This window comes from Hahella ganghwensis DSM 17046, assembly GCF_000376785.1.
Taxonomy (GTDB): domain Bacteria; phylum Pseudomonadota; class Gammaproteobacteria; order Pseudomonadales; family Oleiphilaceae; genus Hahella; species Hahella ganghwensis.
This window is the reverse complement of sequence record NZ_AQXX01000136.1, coordinates 17634-34829: the sequence shown is the minus strand read 5'-3', so window position 1 is coordinate 34829 and position 17196 is coordinate 17634. Positions and strand designations below refer to the sequence as shown.

The 17196-nt window shown below is 48.5% G+C and carries 15 protein-coding genes; 2 read left to right on the top strand and 13 right to left on the bottom strand.

Annotated features, from left to right (window positions below; genetic code table 11):
- Positions 1-19: 19 nt before the first annotated feature.
- The 6 genes from F566_RS0124285 to F566_RS0124260 form a co-directional block, all read right to left on the bottom strand.
- Positions 20-409, bottom strand: a complete 390-nt coding sequence (locus F566_RS0124285; protein WP_020409635.1) for a YkvA family protein — start codon at positions 407-409, stop codon at positions 20-22.
- A gap of 39 nt (positions 410-448) precedes the next feature.
- Positions 449-1243, bottom strand: a complete 795-nt coding sequence (locus F566_RS0124280) for a glucosaminidase domain-containing protein (RefSeq protein WP_020409634.1) — start codon at positions 1241-1243, stop codon at positions 449-451.
- Positions 1244-1502: 259 nt separating this feature from the next.
- Positions 1503-3872, bottom strand: coding sequence for a hypothetical protein (locus tag F566_RS0124275; RefSeq protein ID WP_026180291.1), 2370 nt, complete (start codon positions 3870-3872; stop codon positions 1503-1505).
- Between the two features lie 192 nt (positions 3873-4064).
- Entirely contained in the window at positions 4065-4628 is a 564-nt protein-coding gene (locus F566_RS0124270) for a YfaZ family outer membrane protein (RefSeq protein ID WP_020409632.1), read from the bottom strand.
- Positions 4629-4785: 157 nt separating this feature from the next.
- Complete coding sequence (locus F566_RS0124265) at positions 4786-5781, bottom strand: DUF3187 family protein (protein WP_281169126.1); 996 nt, start codon at positions 5779-5781, stop codon at positions 4786-4788.
- Between the two features lie 107 nt (positions 5782-5888).
- Positions 5889-7679: a cation:proton antiporter gene (locus tag F566_RS0124260; protein ID WP_020409630.1), complete on the bottom strand. Its 1791-nt coding sequence runs from the start codon at positions 7677-7679 to the stop codon at positions 5889-5891.
- Between the two features lie 486 nt (positions 7680-8165).
- Between F566_RS0124260 and F566_RS0124255 the strand changes: the two genes are divergently transcribed.
- Both F566_RS0124255 and F566_RS33915 read left to right on the top strand, forming a co-directional pair.
- Positions 8166-10382, top strand: a complete 2217-nt coding sequence (locus F566_RS0124255; RefSeq protein ID WP_157497057.1) for a response regulator — start codon at positions 8166-8168, stop codon at positions 10380-10382.
- 124 nt (positions 10383-10506) lie between these two features.
- Positions 10507-10965, top strand: a complete 459-nt coding sequence (locus F566_RS33915) for a PilZ domain-containing protein (protein ID WP_020409628.1) — start codon at positions 10507-10509, stop codon at positions 10963-10965.
- 32 nt (positions 10966-10997) lie between these two features.
- On the opposite strand, the gene tsaA is transcribed toward F566_RS33915, so the two are convergent.
- The 7 genes from tsaA to pilB form a co-directional block, all read right to left on the bottom strand.
- Positions 10998-11699, bottom strand: coding sequence for a tRNA (N6-threonylcarbamoyladenosine(37)-N6)-methyltransferase TrmO (gene tsaA, locus F566_RS0124245; protein WP_020409627.1), 702 nt, complete (start codon positions 11697-11699; stop codon positions 10998-11000).
- Positions 11700-11710: 11 nt separating this feature from the next.
- Entirely contained in the window at positions 11711-12187 is a 477-nt protein-coding gene (locus F566_RS33910; RefSeq protein WP_020409626.1) for an HIT family protein, read from the bottom strand.
- A gap of 42 nt (positions 12188-12229) precedes the next feature.
- On the bottom strand, positions 12230-12427 hold the full coding sequence (gene yacG / locus F566_RS0124235) for a DNA gyrase inhibitor YacG (protein ID WP_020409625.1): 198 nt from the start codon (positions 12425-12427) through the stop codon (positions 12230-12232).
- Positions 12424-13044 (bottom strand): dephospho-CoA kinase, encoded by a 621-nt coding sequence (gene coaE, locus F566_RS0124230; protein ID WP_020409624.1) that lies wholly within the window; start codon positions 13042-13044, stop codon positions 12424-12426. The genes yacG and coaE overlap by 4 nt, the downstream gene beginning before the upstream one ends.
- Positions 13045-13093: 49 nt before the next feature.
- Positions 13094-13966 (bottom strand): prepilin peptidase, encoded by an 873-nt coding sequence (locus F566_RS0124225; RefSeq protein WP_020409623.1) that lies wholly within the window; start codon positions 13964-13966, stop codon positions 13094-13096.
- Positions 13967-14029: 63 nt separating this feature from the next.
- Complete coding sequence (locus tag F566_RS0124220; protein ID WP_020409622.1) at positions 14030-15250, bottom strand: type II secretion system F family protein; 1221 nt, start codon at positions 15248-15250, stop codon at positions 14030-14032.
- Between the two features lie 2 nt (positions 15251-15252).
- The gene (pilB, locus tag F566_RS0124215; protein WP_020409621.1) at positions 15253-16965 is read right to left on the bottom strand and encodes a type IV-A pilus assembly ATPase PilB; all 1713 of its coding nucleotides are present in this window, start codon (positions 16963-16965) and stop codon (positions 15253-15255) included.
- Between the last annotated feature and the right edge of the window lie 231 nt (positions 16966-17196).

Sequence of the window (17196 nt, the reverse complement as noted above, 5' to 3'; positions counted from 1 at the left end):
TGGCCGGAGTCTGGTTGCTTCAATTATCAGGTGTTGAAGGGATGTTGTTTGTTTCTGTATTTGCAGAACGCTCACCCAGTAGAGCTTCAGTCTGCCTTTTTGCCTTGGATTTTATTTCGGGCGTGACGTATTGGCTGAGCGTTCCCAAGGCTGCGGCCATTACTGCAATGTCGTCGGTATAGCCGAGAATTGGGGTCAGGTCAGGGATGCCGTCAATGAGCGAGATAAAATAAGCCAGGGCTCCATATATTACAGACTTGCACCAGGCAGGCGTTTCCTTGGCTGTGGAGGTATAAAACAGTGTCAGAGCTGACTCTACTGCAGTATAGCCTGCAGTGCGGCCAGCCATCTTCAGCTTTTTCCAGAGTTTTCCGGTGGTGAAACCTCGGTTGGTTTTTGATGTTTCCACAGGATAGTCCTCATCTCGAAAATCAATTATGAACAGTCCTCAGTTAGTATACCTCTCTTCTAACTTGTTTACTCTGATCATGCTCTGCAGTTCCGCGATATAGTCATCGCCACGGGAAGAGTATCTCTGTAGTCCTTCTGTCAGAGCAATGGCAGAGATAGGGCTTTCTGAAGTCCTCAGGCCTTCCCTGACTTGTCTTAGGTCCGAATAGTAGTCATGGCGGTTAAGGTTCAGCATGTAGCTCTGAACGGAATCATAGACTCGTTTGAATTTCGCGACTTCATGAGAGGCGTCAGCCGCTCTTTGACTGGGCTTGATACCGCAACCTTTACGAAAACACCACTCCCCATAGAGGTTGTTTCCCTGGCGGGCAAAACGTGATGTCCCCCAGGCTGATTCATTTGCGGCCTGTGCCAGAGCAAGTGCAGGAGGAATGGTGTCGACTCTTTTAAGCATTAGAGCATAAAAGTTTTTGTCGAATCCGTTACTTGTCGGTACCCGGTACCGGTCTGCTATCCTGGATAATTTGTTTTTATCTTTAGCCGAGAGTTTGGGTTTGGCCTGCATGGCCATGACGAACTCGCGATCTTTAAGTATCTGCTGATTGGAATATGAGATCAGGGGACTGAGAAACTCGAAGAACGCCTCTTTCTTTTCTTTAACATCCCTGATTTTCTTAAAATCAGGCAGTGGTTGATTCAAGTTAACCACCGGCTCTGATGGCTTTTCCTCATCAGGTTCAGGAACAGCTATATCGATGTTCATTGGTGTTAGAAATGCAACCGCAATAGCGAAGAACAACAGAAATACGAGGTGCTTTGCATTTAAAATCATATAGATATTGAGTCCCTGTTTAATGAGGTAAAGCTGACAAACTGATTTTCTAATGATGGTTCTGAAAAATAGGCGTTTTTATAAAAAAATCAATGGCTGGTTACGTAAAGTTCTATGCTGGGGATTAAGTGGGGATTAAGGTCAGAAACTTTCGTGAAAAGTTCTGGTAGTTGAGTCCCTTTATAAAAAGCCGAAATGAGCCCCAGAGAAAAGTTCCCGAGGCAAAATGAGCGCGATTAGATAGAGCCTGGAGGCAAGATCAGTCCGAAGAGGCCGTCAACTCCTGCTCCAGGAAACCATATAGTATACCCAGGTTTTCACCGTATCTCAGGCGCAATATCAGGACCTTTCCTTCGCTGGCAATAAAACCTTCCAGAATGAAATTATCCGTGCCGCCAGTGGGGTCTGCAAAATCCAGCTTCAGTAGATTTCTGTAATCTGGATTGGTATTGGAAGCGGGGCTGGCCGTTGGTTGAACCGTATAGTCGGATGTATTGTTGGAAATATCGCTAAGCTCGGGATCATTGATTGTTTGTGTAACCCTGAGTTCTTTAACGGACAGCGTGGCAGTGTCGCCATCGTTGTCGAACTCTAGAGTGGACAGATTGTAGTTGCTCAACACGGTTTCTGTATCCGTTGCGCGGAAACTGTTGCCGTAAAGGTAGTAACGGTTGTTTGCCAGGCTGATATTGGCATCGCTGATCCTAACGGCATGCGCAATACCCTGGCCCGAGGTTTCAGAGTCAGTTCGCAATACCAGAACATTGCCGAGGGGGTCGCTTGCTCCGACCCAGTCTCCACGGTCATCTCCGCTACTGGCCCAGTTATCCAGCTGAATTCGACCCTTGAAATTGTCAGCACTGGCATTGATGTTTGAGGGACTCGCCAGAGCGCTCAGGCTGTAACTGCCATCGTTGGCTGCAACCAGTGATACCGTATTTGCTGTCAGGTCTGTATTGCGCCCCGTACCATAAGTGTTAAAAATCTCCGGATCACTGCCTCCCAGGGTTGGCTGTGTCACGACTACCTCATTACCGTTCACTTCCCATTGCTCGATGCCGGCATTCAAGTCAACAGGTTGAGTTGTCTGCAGGCTTTGAGTCAGATGGATGACGCCATAAGATGCGTCATCCAGTGTATCCAGCGAAAAGTCATCGGAGTCTGTCATCTTCAAGGAGTAGAACCAGCCGAACGTGTGGCTCTTCTCAAGTGTTTCCTCCCGCTGGTAGTCGCCACCGGTATCTTCTGATAGGCGAAACACGAGACCATCAGAGATATAGGCGGATGCGATCCCCTCGGAGGTTTCATCATCGTCATTGGCTGCTTTGGTGGTGTAGTAGCGTGTGAAGAAAGGGTTGTTCAGCCATCCGGTGGGGCTGGCTGAGGACTCTTGGGTCACTACCTGGGTTTGAAGTCTTGCCATATCAAAATGTCCCCTTGGGGACAGGTAAGTGAATACCGAACCTTCCTGCCGGTTGGTTTCAGTGTCAATAATGGTGCTGCTGATATCAAAAGTATTATCGCTCAATTGTGTCAGTGAGTTTCTTGACCAGGGGATCTGCTCAATCATGACCGGATTGAAATTCAGGATGCTGGTGCTGACGACAATCTTGGGGTAAATATATGAAGTGACGTCAGATTCGGTATTGGTTAATACATCAGACGTCTGGTTGGAAAAAACGATGGTTTTGTTGTCTGCATCGGACTCATCGGGTAATCCCTGATTCAGGCCCATGGCAAATAATATGGAATGATAGTTGCCGGAGCGGTTACTCAGCGCCGGGGCAATTGTCGTGTCCTCAATACTTTCAACTTTGTCTTCTTTGATGGTTTCAATAAACTGATCGACATAATCTTTGACCAGTGTGTTGCTGTCCAGAAGAGCAACCGCTTCGTCGAGGTCATAGCTGTCTGGAATCGTAATTTCGAAATCCATCACGGCATTATTCAGTGCGAGCCAGTTCAGCATGTGAATATCTGACTGGTCTTCGCAGCCTGAGGTTGTACAGGGTAGAAGTGCGTCCAGTTCCGATTGGTTATCGAAGCTGGAAAAAAACTGCTGCACTGCATATTCGGTCGCTGCGTTGATGACAATACCTTCGGCGGAATTGGGAAGGCCTCTTCTTAAGACAGTCCCGTTAGATAGAGTGGCAATGATCGCCAGATCGATTCTGTCCGGGATTGAGTTGTCAAAAACAATGGTGTAGGTGCCGTTTTCATTATCAACAACAAAGTAGTCCCCTTCGGTAATCACATTATCAAAGAGTACTTCACCGTCGCGACTCAAATGCCTGACTTTGATATCTGCATTAACGCTGTCTCCGGCGTCAATAGCGTAAGCTTTATTCGGTGTCAGCAGGTTGAACAGCCTTTGTGCGGTCGTGGCTGAGCTCATGCCGGAGGTTGCTTCTACCTTGAGGTTGATTTCATTCGACGCAACAGGGTCCTCCACTCCGTCGTCATCGCCAGACGGGGGCTGATGTGTCCCCAAGCCGTCAAGGGATTCTTCCCCGCCACCACAACCACTCAGAGACAGACTGAACAGAACAGCCAAAAAGATCAGAAAATGACGTGGAGTTAAAGTTGTTTTACCCCCGAACATCCTGCCGGGAAGATTCCGCACGTACATAATATTATTATCCGATGACTCGTTGATGATAAGTGCTATTTGAGGTCTGGTATCAAATCCTCAAGAGGTTCTAGTTTAAAGGGTCTGCTGGGGGACAAAAAGAAAAAGTAACGGATTATGTGATGTGGTAGGGATCAGGGTGTGAACCCTGTCCCGGTCACACCCAAAGATGTTTCTCAGAATTGATGTCGCTTAGAACTGCAGTGTAAAGCCCAGGTGAACATTTTCGTCAAGTGTTTCACTGCCGGCGTTTTCCACTTTGGTTCTGACAATGCGGTACCCTGCATAGATGTCTGCGTTCTGGATGATGCGATAGGTGACTCGGGAATCAAAGCGAACAAAGCGGTCAATATCGCCAAAGGAGGTGATAGATGGAGCATAGTGAGCCGCTGCCTTGAAACCCAGGCCGGGTACTGCTGGGAATTTGATGTGTGCGGTACCCCCCAGGCCTAGCCCAGTTCCGTCCAGCCCATCTTCATCAAATGTAGATGCCTGGATACCAACACCGACAGTCGTTGGCAAATTACCGATCGCCGTCTGTCCTCTGGCATGAAAATCAGCGTTAATAATATGGGTGCTGCTCTCGCGGTAGATGTAACCCAGTCCCGCATCGAATTTGCGTGAGTTTGGAATAATGTTGACCTGAGCGTTGGCTGCCTTGTTGCTGATATTAAGGTCCAGCTCTGCAGCTTGAATAGTGCCCGCTGCAAGTAAAGGTAGTGCGGCGAAGAAGGCGATTTGTAATGATCGTCTCATGATTTGGTAATACTCCTGAATAATTGGCTGTGAGACATCGTCAACAGACCCTGATTAAAGGGCATATTATCGATCCGTAGTGCCTGCCTCAACTGTATTGCGAATGATTAATCAATTGGGACGATGTTCTAGACCATTCGTTTTATTGCTTATGCTACTAGTAATAGCGGATGGCGCCATTGATGACGAAGTCCGGAGACACTACCGTGACCAGGTCTTCACCGATGCTGAGGTCTATTTGCAGCTGGTCTGTAAGGCTGAACCGTCCACCGGTAGTCAGTTGCATGGGAAAACGGCTCAAAGGTTTGAGATCGCTATCAAAAAGAGGGGAGTGGGTGTCCAGTTGTGCGGTCAGTGTCAGCCAGGAAAAAGCGTGCCAGTGAAATCCAGCCCTTGCACTGAGTGACCAGGACTTTTGAATCATGGAGAGTCGGGTATCTGATTCCCCCAGATAACTAAGTCCTGCAGCGGCAAATCGGGAAAATTGGCCCAGTCCTGAGTCTATTTCCTGTTGCCAACCGATACCGATGGATGCATCCCAGGCCCCGCTACCATTGAGGTCATCTGGTTCCCCGGTTGGTGCTTTGATTTCTGCCTGAGCGAGCCAGGATTGGTCCAGCCAGTCCAGTTTCCGCTGCAGCCCCAGTCGAATGTCACCCAGTCCGGGAGAGCTTTGTTCCTTATCTAACAGGGATTGTCCCTGGCGCTCGTAGCGATACTGAAATTGGTTGTTCGTGGTTTCTGTTCGCCCTCCTTGTGGAAGACCGAACCACTCATGCCAGTCATAAATGAGGTTATCCAATTCGCCTTTCCCCTGGTCTACATAGGGAATGTAAATCGAGAGGCTGTATAGATCGTTCAGCTTCCAACGGCCTCTGATCGCTGTTTGCATGATTTCACCGTCTATTTCAAGGTTCTCGCTACTACTGTTCCGGTTGATATAAGTGTTGGCCAGATGGGAGCTCAGTGTCAGTTCAAATGTTGCATCTGCGGGGAGTTCCCGGGTCTGGAGATCCGGGAGGCCGAACAGATTGGTGGTTGGCAATAAAATGGGGGCAATAAAAGGATTCATATACCGCCCTGGTGATTCTCCGTGAGCAGGCTCTGCATGTGTATATACTGTTGTCAAAGAGAGCAGGAGCGGGCATAGCACTCTGCTTCCAAACGAGTTGCCTATTAACGAATCCAGGGGGGGCACTTTTCGTTTCCTTTTTTGTTTTATTGATTATCGTTTTTTCGATTGAGGAATGAGTCCTTCGATTAACTGTCAATCAGGCTGATTATAACCTGACCAGGTTTTGGCTGGATTTTCTTGTTTACAGTCACGAACACCAGGCTCTTGTTTTCAGATACGATGCAGAGCAGGATAGGGTCCTTGCCTTCATTCTGGGCTTTATAATCCTCATAGCTGAAATCCTTGGTCAGAGGCGTCCTCTTGACCTTGGCCCCATGATGCATTCTCTTGATCAGTTCGTTATAGGTAATGTTCGGACCGAAAAGTGCCTGGCCGGAGAGGTCATCGGGTATCCACTGCGCGGGTTTATCTTTGTCCTCGGGTTCACCTAGTTGGTAGACTTCTTTCAGCCCGAAAATATCTGAGAACCGGATGCATGCCAGTGAGTTAAGCTCCAGGTTGGGGGTCAGTGCCAGAAATTTCCCCATACCGGTAAAGCTGACCTTTTCCTGAACTGCCTCTGACAGAACATTGGCATTTACCGTATTCAGGCCTTCCATTCGGGCTTCTTTGATGTTGGCCCATCGGGCATCGATAATGGTTGTGCTCAGTCCTTCTGCCTTGAGGGCTTTCGATAGTGCGATTGACAGAATATTGGAGCCCAGAATAACGCAGCCCTGAGGATTATCGTCAGACAGGTGGAGGGCTTTGGATAGAGGGCGCGCCGCCAGGCCATAAATCAATATAGTGCCAACAATGATCAGGAACATATTGGGCGCCAACACTTCCGAGTGCTCAACTCCCATGGATTCCAGTCTAACTGCAAACAGGGAAATCACAGCTGCCGCTACGATCCCTCGTGGCGCCATGGAGGAGAGAAACAGCTTCTCTTTCCAGGAAAGGTTGGAATTTATGGAGGACAGCCACACTGCCGCGGGTCTGACGACAACGATCAGCATGATCAGCAATACAATACTTCCCATATGAATTTGTTGCAGATCCGAAAACTGCAGTCTGGCTGCCAGGACGATAAATAATGAAGAGAGCAGCAGGACTCTCAGGTCTTCCTTGAAGCCAACAATATTACGAATAGATACCAGGCGCTGATTACCCAGGTATATTCCCATGATCGTGACACTGAATAAGCCGCTTTCGTGCTGTATGACATTGGAAACAGCAAACAATGTGATGACGATGGCGAGAGTGAAAGCGTTACTGAGAAACTCCGGCACCCAGTGATGTTTCAATGATGTGGCAACCAGCATGCCGGCTGCCAGCCCCATGAGCCCGCCTACAAAGATGGTGATCATGAATCCGGACAGGATCAGGGTTGTGGCCTGGCCCAGGCTGGCAGACACCACGGCCTCAAATACAAGCACAGCAAACAGGGCACCTATGGGATCATTCAGAATACCTTCCCATTTGAGAATAGAGCCAATCTGGCCTTTGGGACGGATCAGCATCAGCATCGGGAGGACGACGGTAGGGCCGGTTACAGTCAGTATCGCGCCAAGTAGTAAGGCCAGTGTCCAAGGGATGTCCAGTGCAAACTTTGAAATGACCAGACTGAGAATAAAAGTGGTCACTATGCCGACGCTGATGAGCATGCGGACGACCCCTGAGGTGACTTTAAGCTCCCGGATTTTAAGGCTCAAACCGCCTTCAAACAGGATGATAGCCACAGCAAAGGAGATTGCGGGAAATAGAAACTCTCCAAATTGCTCATCTGGCGAAAGCACACCAGAGATTGGGCCGAGCACGAATCCGGAGATCAGGAGTAGAAGAATTGAAGGAAGTTTAAGCCTCCATGCGACAAACTGGGCCGTTACACCGAAGAAAATAATCGCGGCAAGCCCGATCACCAGATGCTCATTCAAGAATTCGACTCCTTCAAAAAGTACTGCTAATTCAAAGTGTTTGGTGGGTAAGATAGCAGTTGATCGCAAACCATGCCATCGGCAATGCCCGTGAATGGATACTATTTGATGCTTGTGGGGGCTGACCGGAATGGGATTGTCTAGTAAATTAAGTATTCACTAGACGTGCTGCTACACTGTAAAGCGGACTAAGAAACCGGTTTCCACGCAATTATAATGAGCAATTTCTATCGTGGGCTTCCTGGAGAGGAAGCACCGGGTATCAGTGCATGGAGTCATGGGATATTGGAAAACAATCCCGATAAACCTGGCTTGAATCAACAATGGCGATCTTTGGATGGAGAATAAGTTTTGTGGTTGAGTCTGTTTGATAGCGCCAGGTCATACCCACTTAGTGCTAAAACCGCAATCAGGGTATTGGGATTCAGTATCCTTATCGCTTTTGTCAGTACATCCTTTCTGACCTGGTCTGAACAAAAGAGGCAGATGTCTGACCTGCAAATTGGTCTGGACAACACTGTCAGTGCCATTCAACCAGGGCTTGTTCACAGCATCTGGAGTATTGATACCACAGCCATTGAGGGAACACTGGAGGGAATTCTTAAGCATCCGAGCATCTATAACGCCACTCTGGTCACCAGTATTGATAGTACATTTACTCTCGGAACCCCACCCCATGGAGAGCCCTCTATCAGTAGGACATATCCGATGCATCAGGGGACCAAGCCGGAGCTGTGGCTGGGGGATTTGACCATACTGGTTTCTCTGGAAAATTTACACCAATCAGTATTTACCTACTTTTGGCGCACGCTGGCATTGCAGCTGGTCAAGGTTTTGCTCATCTCTGTCTTCCTGCTGCTTATGATCCGTTATCTCATCATGCGGCATCTTGAAAAAATCTGTCGACATTCCACACATAGTCTGCGAAGTACTGATCCGGAAGAGTTGGTGCTGGATCGCCAGGAACCAGCGATGGCTGACGAGTTGAGCAAAATTGTTAAGTTTATCAATAAACTGCAGGACCGTGTCAGGGATCAGGCAAGTGAGCTGCATGAGACAGAGAAACAGTCGCACCTTGAGCGCGTGGAAGCCCTTCAGGCCAGCCATAACAAAAGCTTGTTCATTGCTAATATCAGTCATGAATTACGGACTCCTATGAATAATATTCTGGGCTACTCCGGTCTGTTGCAGGACACGGCCCAGAGCGACGAGCAAAGGGAATACATCTATGCCGTACAGCAGAGTTCCGAATCCCTGCTAGCCATGCTGAACGACATGCTGGATCTGTCCAAACTGGAATCCGGTGCCCTGGAGAGCGATCAGTGTCCGACTGAACTGAAGTCGCTGTTGCAGGAAACCATTGCCAGTCTTTCGAGTAAAGCTGATGCCAAAAGCCTTACCATTGAAAGCTATGTGGATGCTGCTATTCCCAAGAAAGTCGTGTTGGATCGGGTCAACCTGCTGCGGATTCTGGAATGTCTGCTCAGTGTGGCCATCAGCCTGACCATTAAGGGACAGGTCGTGCTCCATGTGGTACCAGTATCCAGTAGTGGTAATACGCTGACACTGCGCATGGCGGTTGAGGATAATGGTGCCGGTCTTTCGGCTGCGGATAAACGCAGGATTCTGGCCAACACCTTTGAAGCTGCCACAGCAGAGAGTCTCCCTGAGGTGGGCATCGGCCTGAAACTGGCGTTGGCTCGTGAAATGATTGTACTTTTGGGCGGACGCTTTGGTATCGAAAGCGAGGTTGGGAAAGGTTCAACTTTCTGGTTTGAAACGGACGCAGGATTGCTATCCGCGGAAGATCTGTCGGTGTCGTCTGATGATTCCGCGCTGCAGATTAGTCATCTGTTACTGGCTGATACTAATGAGCTCAGTTTGCGGGCGATTATTGAGCAACTGGGGGAGGAGGGGCGTCTGCAGATCGATGTCGCCAAGAATATCAAAGACCTTGAACAGCTACTGGACCAGGTTCGGGATACCGGCCAGCCATACGATGCCTTTATTCTTGATGAAACGATTGCGGATAGTGAGGATGTGGCTGTCGAGCAGATTACCGGACTGGTCAGAGGGATACGACAGCAACCCGAGCATCGAAGTGTTCCTATTCTGGTACTCTCTCCACATCCGAAAGTGGAGACGATTACCCATTATCATCAAGCTGGTGCATCTGCTTATTTGAGCAAGGTAGATCGCGAGCTGGTTGTGCGGGATGTCTTGTATGATCAGGTGACTGGTCGGCGTTCCAACGCTGCCATGGTACTTTCGCCTGCCCTTGCCCGATCCTTGGAACAGACGCGTCCTTCGCATGGTGAGCTTTATGTATTGCTGGTTGAAGACAATGAGGTCAACCGTAATCTTGCCAGGAAGATGCTCGAAAAATGTGGATGTCGGGTTGAAATGGCAGAAAATGGCGAGGTTGCATTACAGCAGTTGGGCACTGGGCAGTTTGACATGGTGTTTATGGATTGCTGGATGCCTGTTCTGGATGGATACGATACGACCAGGCGCATCCGGGCCAGCAATGAGCCTTATCGGGACATCCCTATCGTTGCTCTTACGGCCAATGCCTTTGCAGGTGAAAAACAGAAGTGTTTTGAATCCGGCATGAACGAATTTCTGACCAAGCCAATACGATATGAAGAACTGGCGGGGATTGTCAGGCGGTTTAAAGAAGGCGCATTGAGCGAGTACGTATAGTGAGCATGGAAGTCGGCTCAGGCCTTCGTATGGTGATTTTTTAATTTTACGGCATTGAAATATAGTGGCTCATGGCCTAATTACTATAGATAGAGGGTCAATTCCCTATAAATGGGGTCTCTAAATGATGACCAGCCACAGTATGCGTCAGTATATTCGCCATCCCACGGACATTCCGATTGCTATTGAAAAAAGTCAGGATGACGACTCAGTTGCTCCTGAGGAACAAGCTACCCGACTACAAAATATCAGTAGCGGGGGAATGTGTTGCACTACTTCAAGACCCTATCCGGTAGGGGAGAAGGTGAAAGTGGCAATAAGGGCATTTTCACCGCCGTTTGAGATCATTGCTGAAGTGATGTGGTGTCAGTACACCACCTTGGGATACGAAACGGGATTGAGCTTTCTCAGCTCTGAAGATGCCTATGCCGCCCGGATGGTAGAGCAGATCTGCCATATTGAACACTATAAGCGGGAGGTATTTATTAACGAAGGTCGAATGCTTTCAGCGGAAGAGGCTGCCCAGGAGTGGATAGACAAGTTCGCGACAGAGTTTCCTGATAGTGATCCGTTGGCGGGCTAATATCACTGATTTGGTGACCCTTGCCAGGAGAGTCAAGCTGATTTGCTGATCTCAATGACACGAGCCATGTGGTCAACTACCTGCCACTTGATATTCAGATCAAATAAAGCCAAACCGTAAACCTTGCTGTCGTCCGCCCCTTTGTATTGTGGTCTCGGATCTAAGCTGATCGTCTCAATAATCAGTGTTTTCAGATCAGGATACCGCTCGCTATGGCTGCACAAAAACGACTCTGCTTCAGCTTCCATTATTACAGGAAGCCTGGGTTGTGGTGATTCCTTTGCAAAGCCGGAGGTTGCTTCCAGCGAATCGGTGTAGGCGACATAGGGCTTGATATCGATTACTGGTGTTCCGTCGACAAAGTCACCCCCTTCTATTTCCAGACAGGTTTCTCCATCGCGAGTGATCAGGCTGGCCAATCTGACCGCTGATAGACCAAGTCCATTGGGACGAAAGGTGGCTCTGGTCGCAAAGACCCCAAGAGATTTGTTCCCACCCAGTCTTGGCGGTCTGACTCTGGGTTTCCACCCTTGCGTTAGATTCTTATGGAACTGGAATGTCACCCAGATGTGACTGAATCCATCCAGCCCAATGAAGCATTCCGGGTTACTGTAAGGAGGAAAAAACTCAATGACAGCCTTGGCACTCTTGATCAGTCCCGGCTGTCTTGGTACGCCGAACTTTTCAGGGTAACAGGAGCGAACGATTCCAATTGGCTCAAGTGTGATTGTCATGACATTGCCGCTTATCCGGGTGTTTCCGTGGCCGTTTTTTCGGCATGTATTACGCCATTTTTGATAATGTCAGCAATCGGGGTCAGAGAAGCGTGTTTGCGCTTGCCAATAAAGATGCCGGGTGCCTGTAGCAGGAAATGTCCCATTACCTTAAGAACATCTCCCTTGTATCTTGGTATAACATGAATATGCAGGTGTGGGACGTGCTGATTCGCCGCCGTGCCATTGTTTACCTGGATATTGTAGCCCTGGGCACCAAGTTCAGATGTCATGACCACTCTGGACATTAAATGGGTGACCCGGGATAGTCTGTTTCGCAGCTCGTCGCTTACTTCGTCGAATGTGACATGATGAGCTTTGGGAATAATCAGCATATGCCCTCTGCTGACCGGATAGATGTCCAGAAACACTTTGCAGTCATCATCTTCATATACGCATGTGGATGGTTCCTGGTCGGCGGCGATGGCGCAGAAAAGGCAGTCTGACATATTGTCTGTCCTGTGTTGTTATTAGTGTCAGCTGACCCTATCTCAATGCCGGGGGATTTCTATGGAATCAGACGTTTCTGACCACTCATCCTGATTCTTTGATTCGGGTACCCGGTATTCTTCGGAAGCCCAGGCGCCAAGGTCTATCAACTGGCAGCGTTTACTGCAGAAAGGCCGGTAGGGGCTTTCTTCCGACCATTCAACTTCTTTTTGACATGTAGGACATTGCACTTTGGTCATGATGAAGCCTTAAACTCTCTTGCTAACTGCTGGTATTGATGGTGAAGCCGTTTGACCTCACTGAATAAATACCCCAAATCCTGATCGTTGACGATGATATCATCCGCTTTGTCGCGTTTAAATGATCGCGAGGTCTGGGCTGCCATAATTGCCCGAACCTGTTCTTCGCTGTTGTTGTCTCTTCCCATTGTACGGGAGATCTGAAGTTCCTCTGGAACATCGATCAATAGTACACGATTGGATAGTTCGTGTTGCTTGGTTTCAAGCAGGAGCGGGGAACTCAGAATGCAATAATCTGCCTGGCAATTAAGCAACCAGTCACGAATTCGGCGATTGATCAGCGGATGGAGCAGTGCTTCAAGCCATTTCTTTTCTGATATATCAGCAAAAACTTTTTGTCTCAGATAGGCTCTGTCCAGATGGCCGTCAGCCTGTATGGCACTTGACCCAAAGTGGTCAGCGATATCTTTCAGCGCAGGGCTGCCGGGTTCGACAACCTCTCTGGCAACCTGGTCTGCATCTATGCATGGAACTCCCAGAGTCTGGAAGGCGTTCATAGCAGCGGATTTTCCACTGCCAATACCTCCGGTAAGTCCAATTACGTAGGCTTTGGTCATAAATTTGTTGAACTCAGTATTGCAGGGGATATTGTCGATAGAAATATTGTTAATGGGAATAGAGTCCCATGTAGCCCGTAACGATCTCATTTCCCCACATCATGGCAATCCAGCCAGCTGCTGCGAGGTAAGGGCCAAATGGTATGGGAATATTCTTATCCCTGCCCATTGCGGCGATAAGAATCAATCCAACGACAGCGCCTACCAGTGACGAAAGTAGAATGATCAGTGGAAGTATTTTCCATCCTAGCCAGGCTCCAAGGGCTCCCAGTAGTTTGAAATCTCCAAACCCCATGCCTTCCTTACCGGTAAGAAGCTTAAAGAGGTGGTACACAGACCAGAGCGCCAAATAGCCGAAGACTGCACCCCAGACGGCTTCTTCAAGTGAAGTGAAGATTCCCTGGGTATTTACAAGCAGGCCTAACCACAATAGGGGGAGGGTAATAACATCCGGAAGAAGCTGGGTGTCAAAGTCGATCATCGATAGAATTAACAGCATCCAGGTGAAAACGACCGCCGCGAGTCCAGTCCATGAGAGTTCAAACTGGTAGATGGCTATTATTGCCAGAACCGCGGTGACCGTTTCTATGATCGGGTAGCGGGCTGAAATAGTGGTCTTGCAGGAAGAACACTTACCTCGCAGTACGAGATAGCTAACGACAGGGATATTCTCCCATGGCTTGATACGATGTCCGCAGTGGGGGCAGGTGGAGGCTGGGGTGGAAAGTGTGATCTTCCCCTGATCCTCAGGAGGTTCCTGCTCCATCAGTTCGGCGCATTGTACCCGCCATTCCTGCTCCAGTATTTTGGGCAGTCGGAAAATGACGACATTGAAAAAGCTGCCAATGATAAGGCCCAGTACCACCACTGACAGATATAGTGCCGCGGGGTTCTGGTTTAAATGATTAAAGACGGATTCCATAATACTGACTACTTAAATAAAAAGCCCCGCATAAGCGAGGCTATTAAATGAAAATTATAAAAATCAGACGACCTGACCCAACTGGAATATTGGTAGGTACATGGCAACGATCAGACCACCGACAAGTACACCAAGAACGGCCATGATCAGAGGCTCCATTAACGCAGTGAGGTTGTCTACCGCATCGTCGACTTCTGACTCGTAGTGGTCTGCTACTTTCGCAAGCATATCATCGAGTGCACCTGATTCTTCGCCGATGGCCGTCAGTTGCACTGCCATGGCAGGAAAAACGCCGGTAGACTTCATGCTCATCTGAAGTTGGGTACCGGAAGATACTTCATCACGAATTTTGAGCACTGCTTTTCTGAATACCGCATTACCAGTGGCACCGGCCACAGATTCCAAGGCATCTACCAAGGGAACACCGGCAGCAAAGGTTGTGGCGAGGACCCTGGCAAATCTGGCAACGGCAGACTTGTGTAGAATGTCCCCTACAATAGGCATTTTCAACATCGCAGCGTCAACTTTATCTGAAAACTCCGGTGACCGCCGCTTAGCCTCAGTGAAGCTGACACCTACAACAATGATGCCTATTAACACCATGTACCAGTATTCCTGCATCACTTCAGAAATACCAATGACCATCAATGTGAATGCTGGCAGGTCTGCTCCGAATCCCTGGAATATTTCCTGGAATTGGGGAACCACCTTAACCAGCAATATCCCTGTTACGATAAAGGCAACGACCAGTACCGATATTGGGTAGGTCATTGCTTTTTTAACTTTCTTCTTCAGTTGTTCTGTTTTCTCCAAGTAAGTCGCGACCCTTTCCAACATGGTTTCCAGGGCTCCAGATTTTTCTCCGGAGTCAATCAGGTTGCAAAACAGATCATCAAAATGTTTCGGGTGCTTAGCGAGGGCGCCGGCAAAGCTGTTACCCGCTGCAACATCATTTTTGATATCCAGGACAAGTTGTCTCAAAGCTGGGTGTTCCAAGCCTTCCGCGACAATGTCGAACGACTGAACCAAAGGTACACCGGCTTTCATCATGGTCGCCATCTGGCGTGTGAAAACCGCAATATCAAAAGGCGTTATCTTTTTAGCGCGGTTGCTAAAAATACTTTCCTGTTTCTTTTTAACCTTGGTGGGGTTGATTCCCTGCTTCCTGAGTTGGGCCTTCACCAGGGACGCATTGTTTCCAACTGCTTCACCTTTTGATTTAAGCCCCTTCTTATCAGTACCTTCCCACACAAAAGTGGTGGTTTTTTGAGCTGCTTGAGCCATAGTTAATCCTTCGTTACCCGATTCGCTTCTTCAAGGCTGGTTAGCCCGTCTATAACTTTCTTGAGTGCAGACTGACGAAGATTGTTAAACCCTTCTTTCTGGGCTTGCTTGGCTATTTCAAGTGAGCTGGCTTCTTGCATGATTAGCTCTTGCATAGCGGGATTTATCCTTACAACTTCGTAGATACCAACACGTCCCTTATATCCACTCTTGCATTTAGCACACCCTTTATGGGTATACAACTTAAACCCTGTTTCAATTTGTTGGTCTGTGAAACCTTCCTCTTTCAGGACATTTTCAGGAACAGTCAACTCCTCCTTGCAGTCAGCACAAAGCCGACGGGCAAGACGTTGGGCGATGATCAAGCTGACAGAAGTGGCGATGTTGAATGCGGGAACACCCATATTCATAAGCCTTGTCAGTGTTTCAGGAGCGCTGTTGGTGTGAAGTGTGGATAATACTAAGTGGCCGGTTTGTGCTGCTTTTATCGCAATTGATGCTGTATCAAGATCTCGGATCTCCCCAACCATGACGACATCCGGGTCTTGACGGAGAAAGGCCCGCAGGGCAGAGGAGAAGTCCAGGCCCACTTTGGGGTTGACGTTGACCTGGTTGATGCCTTCCAGGTTGATTTCAACTGGGTCCTCAGCAGTAGAAATATTGCGTTCGGTGGTATTGAGGATATTCAGACCCGTGTAAAGTGAAACGGTTTTACCACTCCCCGTCGGCCCTGTTACCAAAATCATACCTTGAGGTTGAGCCAGGGCATCGAGATACATTTTTTTCTGGTGCTCTTCATAGCCGAGGGCATCAATACCTAGTTTGGCGCTGCTGGGGTCCAGAATCCGAAGTACTATTTTTTCTCCCCATAGTGTAGGAAGTGTATTCACCCGAAAATCAATGGCCTTTGTTTTCGAGAGTTTCAGCTTTATTCGTCCATCCTGCGGGAGTCGGCGTTCTGAAATGTCCAGTTGAGACATTACCTTCAAACGGGCCGACAATTTGGCGGCCAGCTTAATTGAGGGTTTTGATATCTCCTGAAGAATGCCATCGGTTCTGAATCGAACCCGATAGGTTTTCTCGTAGGGTTCAAAGTGGATGTCTGATGCTCCAGACTTTATTGCGTCCAAAAGCATTTTGTTAATGTATCGAACGATTGGGGCGTCATCCTGCTCTGAGCTGGTGTCATCATCCTTGTCAGCATCCTCCGCAGAGCTTATATCCAGATCGTCGAAATCGCCGTCCTCAAAGTCCCCCAGAGGTTGCTCCTGGGCGTCCAGGTATTTGTCGATGGCGGAAGAAAGCTTATCGTCTTCGACGATTACGGCATCAGTGCTTAGCCCTGTATTGAACTTGATTTCATCCAGAGCTTGCAGATTGGTCGGGTCCGCTACGGCGATAAAAAGTCTGTTTCCTCTTTTAAATAGAGGGAGGGCGTGATGTTTTCTGATCAGTTTTTCGTCAACAATCTTCTCAGGGATCTGATCGGATGACACTGTTTCCAGGTCAAATACCGGTACGCCAAACTCTGAGGATGCGGCGTACGCAAGTTGGGTGGGATTAGCTAACCCGTTTTGCACCAGGTAAGTGACAAATGGCAGTTTTTCTTTGGCGGCGCTTTTTTGGGAATCCCTGGCAATCTGCTCGTCAACGATACCATCGAGGACAAAGCGTCTGGCCAAGCCCGTAAGCGGGGGAGTGGCTTGTGTATTCATATAATTCTTTGGCTGATAGCTAAGATCTTTAGATTATTCAAATAATCAAAAGTTTAGGCCCAATTTGGGAAGTTGGAAAGCATCGAATTGATAATTATGAGCTCAGTGGGCTCTGTGGGTGACAAGCGGTGGGGAATATGGGTGACAATTCTAGGGGAGCGGAGTGAAAGGGGTGACAAAAAATGTCACTTTGAGTCTGGGAGCGGCACTTGCGAGAGTGGTGATAATAAG

Bases quoted from the DNA above. Each gene is read 5' to 3' on its own strand.
- F566_RS0124280 (WP_020409634.1), bottom strand. From the start codon at position 1,243: ATGATTTTAAATGCAAAGCACCTCGTATTTCTGTTGTTCTTCGCTATT.
- F566_RS0124275 (WP_026180291.1), bottom strand. From the start codon at position 3,872: ATGTACGTGCGGAATCTTCCCGGCAGGATGTTCGGGGGTAAAACAACT.
- F566_RS0124270 (WP_020409632.1), bottom strand. From the start codon at position 4,628: ATGAGACGATCATTACAAATCGCCTTCTTCGCCGCACTACCTTTACTT.
- F566_RS0124255 (WP_157497057.1), top strand. From the start codon at position 8,166: ATGTCTGACCTGCAAATTGGTCTGGACAACACTGTCAGTGCCATTCAA.
- F566_RS33915 (WP_020409628.1), top strand. From the start codon at position 10,507: ATGATGACCAGCCACAGTATGCGTCAGTATATTCGCCATCCCACGGAC.
- tsaA (WP_020409627.1), bottom strand. From the start codon at position 11,699: ATGACAATCACACTTGAGCCAATTGGAATCGTTCGCTCCTGTTACCCT.
- F566_RS33910 (WP_020409626.1), bottom strand. From the start codon at position 12,187: ATGTCAGACTGCCTTTTCTGCGCCATCGCCGCCGACCAGGAACCATCC.
- yacG (WP_020409625.1), bottom strand. From the start codon at position 12,427: ATGACCAAAGTGCAATGTCCTACATGTCAAAAAGAAGTTGAATGGTCG.
- coaE (WP_020409624.1), bottom strand. From the start codon at position 13,044: ATGACCAAAGCCTACGTAATTGGACTTACCGGAGGTATTGGCAGTGGA.
- F566_RS0124225 (WP_020409623.1), bottom strand. From the start codon at position 13,966: ATGGAATCCGTCTTTAATCATTTAAACCAGAACCCCGCGGCACTATAT.
- F566_RS0124220 (WP_020409622.1), bottom strand. From the start codon at position 15,250: ATGGCTCAAGCAGCTCAAAAAACCACCACTTTTGTGTGGGAAGGTACT.
- pilB (WP_020409621.1), bottom strand. From the start codon at position 16,965: ATGAATACACAAGCCACTCCCCCGCTTACGGGCTTGGCCAGACGCTTT.